The organism is Microbacterium sp. SS28 (assembly GCF_022761035.1).
Taxonomy (GTDB): domain Bacteria; phylum Actinomycetota; class Actinomycetes; order Actinomycetales; family Microbacteriaceae; genus Microbacterium.
Genome location: NZ_JAKWJP010000014.1, coordinates 1 through 5553, shown reverse-complemented (window position 1 = coordinate 5553; position 5553 = coordinate 1). Strand labels below are relative to the sequence as shown.

General features: G+C 54.6%; 3 rRNA genes. All 3 read left to right on the top strand.

Going from position 1 to position 5553, the window contains the following annotated elements:
* The first annotated feature begins 216 nt into the window (after positions 1 to 216).
* The 3 genes from MJ607_RS19740 (at position 217) to rrf (ending at position 5499) form a co-directional block, all read left to right on the top strand.
* Positions 217 to 1739: ribosomal RNA gene (locus tag MJ607_RS19740) — 16S ribosomal RNA — on the top strand.
* 435 nt (positions 1740 to 2174) lie between these two features.
* Positions 2175 to 5278 (top strand): 23S ribosomal RNA (locus tag MJ607_RS19735).
* Positions 5279 to 5382: 104 nt separating this feature from the next.
* A 5S ribosomal RNA gene (rrf, locus tag MJ607_RS19730) occupies positions 5383 to 5499 on the top strand.
* The 16S, 23S and 5S rRNA genes sit together here, the layout of an rRNA operon.
* The last annotated feature ends 54 nt before the right edge of the window (positions 5500 to 5553 follow it).

Below are 5553 nucleotides of genomic sequence, written 5' to 3'. Positions count from 1 at the left end.
GGAGCATCCGATCCTTGAGAACTCAACAGCGTGCACTTGTCAAATGCCAAATTACCTCGTGGTCAGTTTTTCTGATCAGTGAGATTCCTTTGGATCAAAAGTCCAGTTCTTCTTTTTTTGGGGGGCTGGCATCGGATAAGTCAGCAATGACATCCATTTTGGTCAGTTCAAACTCGCTCGGTGGGGCCTATTCCGGTCTTATCGCAGCAAATTTCTTTTACGGAGAGTTTGATCCTGGCTCAGGATGAACGCTGGCGGCGTGCTTAACACATGCAAGTCGAACGGTGAAGAGAAGCTTGCTTCTTGGATCAGTGGCGAACGGGTGAGTAACACGTGAGCAATCTGCCCCTGACTCTGGGATAAGCGCTGGAAACGGCGTCTAATACTGGATACGAGCTGCAGCCGCATGGCTAGCAGTTGGAAAGATTTTTCGGTCAGGGATGAGCTCGCGGCCTATCAGCTTGTTGGTGAGGTAATGGCTCACCAAGGCGTCGACGGGTAGCCGGCCTGAGAGGGTGACCGGCCACACTGGGACTGAGACACGGCCCAGACTCCTACGGGAGGCAGCAGTGGGGAATATTGCACAATGGGCGCAAGCCTGATGCAGCAACGCCGCGTGAGGGACGACGGCCTTCGGGTTGTAAACCTCTTTTAGCAGGGAAGAAGCGAAAGTGACGGTACCTGCAGAAAAAGCACCGGCTAACTACGTGCCAGCAGCCGCGGTAATACGTAGGGTGCAAGCGTTATCCGGAATTATTGGGCGTAAAGAGCTCGTAGGCGGTTTGTCGCGTCTGCTGTGAAATCCCGAGGCTCAACCTCGGGTCTGCAGTGGGTACGGGCAGACTAGAGTGCGGTAGGGGAGATTGGAATTCCTGGTGTAGCGGTGGAATGCGCAGATATCAGGAGGAACACCGATGGCGAAGGCAGATCTCTGGGCCGTAACTGACGCTGAGGAGCGAAAGGGTGGGGAGCAAACAGGCTTAGATACCCTGGTAGTCCACCCCGTAAACGTTGGGAACTAGTTGTGGGGTCCATTCCACGGATTCCGTGACGCAGCTAACGCATTAAGTTCCCCGCCTGGGGAGTACGGCCGCAAGGCTAAAACTCAAAGGAATTGACGGGGACCCGCACAAGCGGCGGAGCATGCGGATTAATTCGATGCAACGCGAAGAACCTTACCAAGGCTTGACATATACGAGAACGCTGCAGAAATGTAGAACTCTTTGGACACTCGTAAACAGGTGGTGCATGGTTGTCGTCAGCTCGTGTCGTGAGATGTTGGGTTAAGTCCCGCAACGAGCGCAACCCTCGTTCTATGTTGCCAGCACGTAATGGTGGGAACTCATGGGATACTGCCGGGGTCAACTCGGAGGAAGGTGGGGATGACGTCAAATCATCATGCCCCTTATGTCTTGGGCTTCACGCATGCTACAATGGCCGGTACAAAGGGCTGCAATACCGTAAGGTGGAGCGAATCCCAAAAAGCCGGTCCCAGTTCGGATTGAGGTCTGCAACTCGACCTCATGAAGTCGGAGTCGCTAGTAATCGCAGATCAGCAACGCTGCGGTGAATACGTTCCCGGGTCTTGTACACACCGCCCGTCAAGTCATGAAAGTCGGTAACACCTGAAGCCGGTGGCCTAACCCTTGTGGAGGGAGCCGTCGAAGGTGGGATCGGTAATTAGGACTAAGTCGTAACAAGGTAGCCGTACCGGAAGGTGCGGCTGGATCACCTCCTTTCTAAGGAGCATCTGGCACTCTTCGGGGTGTCCAGGCGCCAGATCTGAGCGAATGTCTCAGCTGGTTAGCTCATGGGTGGAACATTTGACTTGGTGCCGGATCGGTTGATCGTGAATCTAGTACGCAGCTTGCTGTGGGAACGGTTCGGGTGAGGCTTCTGGCACATGCACGCTGTTGGGTCCTGAGGGACCGGATGCGCTTGGTCTTCGGATTGGAGCGCAGCTGGATCCTCTGGGCCCTTTTCTGATGTCGGCGGTTGGCCGGCAGCGGGGAGGGTACCGCCCGTACTTTGAGAACTACACAGTGGACGCGAGCATCTTCAAGATGATCCCTTTTGGGGGTTGTCTTGTAATAGATGATCTTAAAGATCATTAGTCAATTTCGAGATCCATGCCTTCGGGTGTGGTGATCCGGAAACGATTCAAACTCATGTGATTTCAAGTCTTTAAGAGCAAACGGTGGATGCCTTGGCATCTGGAGCCGAAGAAGGACGTAGCAATCTGCGATAAGCCTCGGGGAGTGGATAAGCACACTTTGATCCGAGGGTGTCCGAATGGGGAAACCCCGCTGGGCGGCGTGCCGACCTAGTGACTCCCGCCTGAATATATAGGGCGGGTAGAGGGAACGTGGGGAAGTGAAACATCTCAGTACCCACAGGAAGAGAAAGCAACCGCGATTCCGTTAGTAGTGGCGAGCGAAACCGGAACAGGCTAAACCGAGTACGTGTGATATCCGGCAGGAGTTGCGTATTCGGGGTTGTGGGACTTTTCTGACAGTTCTGCCGAATTGTCGGCGTTACAAGAAGGTATAGACGAACCGCATTGAAAGGCGGGTCATAGAGGGTGCCAACCCCGTAGTCGAAATGCCTCTCTTGACGCGAAGAGTATCCCAAGTAGCACGGGGCCCGAGAAATCCCGTGTGAATCTGTCAGGACCACCTGATAAGCCTAAATACTCCCAGATGACCGATAGCGGACAAGTACCGTGAGGGAAAGGTGAAAAGTACCCCGGGAGGGGAGTGAAATAGTACCTGAAACCGTTTGCTTACAAACCGTTGGAGCCTCCTTAGTAGGGGTGACAGCGTGCCTTTTGAAGAATGAGCCTGCGAGTTAGCGATACGTGGCGAGGTTAACCCGTGTGGGGTAGCCGTAGCGAAAGCGAGTCTGAATAGGGCGATTCAGTCGCGTGTCCTAGACCCGAAGCGAAGTGATCTATCCATGGCCAGGTTGAAGCGACGGTAAGACGTCGTGGAGGACCGAACCCACTTAGGTTGAAAACTGAGGGGATGAGCTGTGGATAGGGGTGAAAGGCCAATCAAACTTCGTGATAGCTGGTTCTCTCCGAAATGCATTTAGGTGCAGCGTTGCGTGTTTCTTGCCGGAGGTAGAGCTACTGGATGGCCGATGGGCCCTACAAGGTTACTGACGTCAGCCAAACTCCGAATGCCGGTAAGTGAGAGCGCAGCAGTGAGACTGTGGGGGATAAGCTTCATAGTCGAGAGGGAAACAACCCAGACCACCAACTAAGGTCCCTAAGCGCGTGCTAAGTGGGAAAGGATGTGGAGTTGCTTAGACAACCAGGAGGTTGGCTTAGAAGCAGCCACCCTTGAAAGAGTGCGTAATAGCTCACTGGTCAAGTGATTCCGCGCCGACAATGTAACGGGGCTCAAGCACGCCACCGAAGTTGTGGCATTGACATTATTGGTAGGCCTTCGTGGTCCAGCCGTGTTGATGGGTAGGAGAGCGTCGTGTGGCCAGCGAAGCGGCGGAGTGATCCAGCCGTGGAGGCTACACGAGTGAGAATGCAGGCATGAGTAGCGAAAGACGTGTGAGAAACACGTCCTCCGAAAGACCAAGGGTTCCAGGGTCAAGCTAATCTTCCCTGGGTAAGTCGGGACCTAAGGCGAGGCCGACAGGCGTAGTCGATGGACAACGGGTTGATATTCCCGTACCGGCGAAGAACCGCCCAAGCTAATCCAGTAGTGCTAAGTGTCTGAATCCCAGTGACTGATCCCTTCGGGGTGACGCTCTGGGCCTAGCGCACGACCCCATTCTGGTGCGGTTAGCGTATTAACAGGTGTGACGCAGGAAGGTAGCCCATCCCGGGCGATGGTTGTCCCGGGGCAAGTGCGTAGGCCGAGCTGTAGGCAAATCCGCAGCTCACACAGGCTGAGACACGATGCGGATAAAAAGTGGGTGATCCTATGCTGCCAAGAAAAGCATCGACGCGAGGTTCTAGCCGCCCGTACCCCAAACCGACTCAGGTGGTCAGGTAGAGAATACCAAGGAGATCGAGAGAATCGTGGTTAAGGAACTCGGCAAAATGCCCCCGTAACTTCGGGAGAAGGGGGGCCTTCGACGTATTAGGACTTGCTCCGAAAGCGTTTGGAGGCCGCAGAGACTAGTGGGTAGCGACTGTTTACTAAAAACACAGGTCCGTGCCAAGTCGCAAGACGATGTATACGGACTGACGCCTGCCCGGTGCTGGAAGGTTAAGAGGACCGGTTAGCCGCAAGGCGAAGCTGAGAATTTAAGCCCCAGTAAACGGCGGTGGTAACTATAACCATCCTAAGGTAGCGAAATTCCTTGTCGGGTAAGTTCCGACCTGCACGAATGGCGTAACGACTTCCCAACTGTCTCAACCGCGAACTCGGCGAAATTGCATTACGAGTAAAGATGCTCGTTACGCGCAGCAGGACGGAAAGACCCCGTGACCTTTACTACAGCTTGGTATTGGTGTTCGGTGTGGCTTGTGTAGGATAGGTGGGAGACTTTGAAGCGGTGACGCCAGTTACCGTGGAGTCATTGTTGAAATACCACTCTGGTCACTCTGGATATCTAACTTCGAACCGTAATCCGGTTCAGGGACAGTGCCTGGTGGGTAGTTTAACTGGGGCGGTTGCCTCCCAAAAAGTAACGGAGGCGCCCAAAGGTTCCCTCAACCTGGTTGGCAATCAGGTGTCGAGTGTAAGTGCACAAGGGAGCTTGACTGTGAGACTGACAGGTCGAGCAGGGACGAAAGTCGGGACTAGTGATCCGGCAGTGGCTTGTGGAAGCGCTGTCGCTCAACGGATAAAAGGTACCTCGGGGATAACAGGCTGATCTTGCCCAAGAGTCCATATCGACGGCATGGTTTGGCACCTCGATGTCGGCTCGTCGCATCCTGGGGCTGGAGTAGGTCCCAAGGGTTGGGCTGTTCGCCCATTAAAGCGGTACGCGAGCTGGGTTTAGAACGTCGTGAGACAGTTCGGTCCCTATCCGCTGCGCGCGTAGGAAGTTTGAGAGGATCTGACCCTAGTACGAGAGGACCGGGTTGGACGAACCTCTGGTGTGTCAGTTGTTCCGCCAGGAGCACCGCTGATTAGCTACGTTCGGGATGGATAACCGCTGAAAGCATCTAAGCGGGAAGCCGGCCTCAAGATGAGACTTCCATGCCTTCGGGCGAGAGGCTCCCAGCCAGACTACTGGGTTGATAGGCCGGATGTGGAAGCGCGGTAACGCGTGAAGCTGACCGGTACTAATAAGCCGATGACTTGATAACACACCGTTTATGGTGCTTGCGTCCACTGAGTGGTTCTCGATGTACGGTCGAGAACCGCACCAACAATAGACTTTTGTTTGTGCAGACTGAAACATCAATAGTGTTTCGGCGGCCATAGCGAGAGGGAAACGCCCGGTCCCATTCCGAACCCGGAAGCTAAGCCTCTCAGCGCCGATGGTACTGCAGGGGGGACCCTGTGGGAGAGTAGGACACCGCCGGACTTCTTTCATGAAATGGCCACCCAAAGCTGGGTGGCCATTTCACGTTAACGGACC